The sequence below is a fragment of the Geobacter sp. OR-1 genome, assembly GCF_000813145.1.
GTDB lineage: Bacteria > Desulfobacterota > Desulfuromonadia > Geobacterales > DSM-12255 > Geoanaerobacter.
This window is the reverse complement of record NZ_BAZF01000058.1, coordinates 1-1,081: the sequence shown is the minus strand read 5'-3', so window position 1 is coordinate 1,081 and position 1,081 is coordinate 1. Positions and strand designations below refer to the sequence as shown.

Genomic DNA, 1,081 nt, shown 5'->3' with positions numbered 1-1,081 from the left:
CATCCACCAGTAAGTCATTTCCCGCACTTCAACGAGGTTGCGGAAGAGATACAGGTTGAGCACTTCTTCCCGGTACGTCCGGTTGAAACGTTCAATGTAAGCATTCTGATTTGGTTCACCGGGCTGAATGTATTGAATGATTACCCCGGCAGATTCGGCCCAGGCTACGAAGTCGCCGCTCAGGAATTCAGGGCCATTGTCGGTTCGCAGCACGTCGGGCAAACCTCGTTCGCTGCGCAGTCGTTCAAACACCCGGATCAGGCGACGACCGGTAATTGATGTGTCGATCTCGACAGCCAGGCATTCACGGTTGAAATCGTCGATGACATTGAACGTCCTAAACCGGTTGCCGGCATGCAGAGCATCGCTCATGAAGTCGGCTGACCAGACCTGGTTCGGATGCTGTGGCACCAAGAGCGGTTGTCGCTCACGTTTCGGTAGACGTTTCTTGGCTCGACGCTTCTGGTTAAGCCGCAGTTCGCAGTAAACACGGTAGACCCGCTTGTGGTTCCAGGGATGGCCGAGCCGGCGCATGGCCCGAAAGCACTTCCAGAAACCCCAGCGGGCATGCCGCTCAACCATATCGTTCAAGACACGGATTACATCTGCATCTCGTTCAAATGCATTCTGTGAAGACTTATAGAAGGCCGCCCGAGATAAACCGACACAACGACAGCTTCGCTGAACCGAGAGGCTGTGCTCGGCAATGAGAAAATGAACCGCTTCTCGCTTCTCTGGCAGCCTTACAGCTTTTTTTCGATCAGATCCTTGAGCGCCCGGTTTTCCAAGGCCATATCAGCGTACATGCGCTTGAGACGACTTAATTCGGCTTCCATCTCCTTCATCCGTTTCAGATCCGAGGGAGCCATGCCGCCGTATTTGGCTTTCCAGTTGTAATAGGTCGCATCGCTGATTCCGTGCTTACGACAGACATCTTTTACCAGCATGCCGGTCTCAGTTTCCTTGAGAATTGCGATGATCTGGGTTTCGGTAAAGCGTGATCCTTTCATCTGAACCTCCTGGCTCTTTATTTTGCCAGAAAGCTCTACTTTTAACATGTCTCAATTTATGGGAAGTTTAC

Annotated in this window: 1 protein-coding gene; it reads right to left on the bottom strand. The window is 52.1% G+C overall.

The annotated features are described in order from the left end of the window. A protein-coding gene (locus tag OR1_RS20455; RefSeq protein ID WP_152610000.1) for an IS3 family transposase occupies positions 1-1,010 on the bottom strand; the annotation gives its coding sequence in 2 pieces (ribosomal slippage) (positions 1-749 and positions 749-1,010; 1,011 coding nt annotated over the 2 pieces). This gene is flagged as partial in the annotation. Positions 1,011-1,081 lie beyond the last annotated feature (71 nt).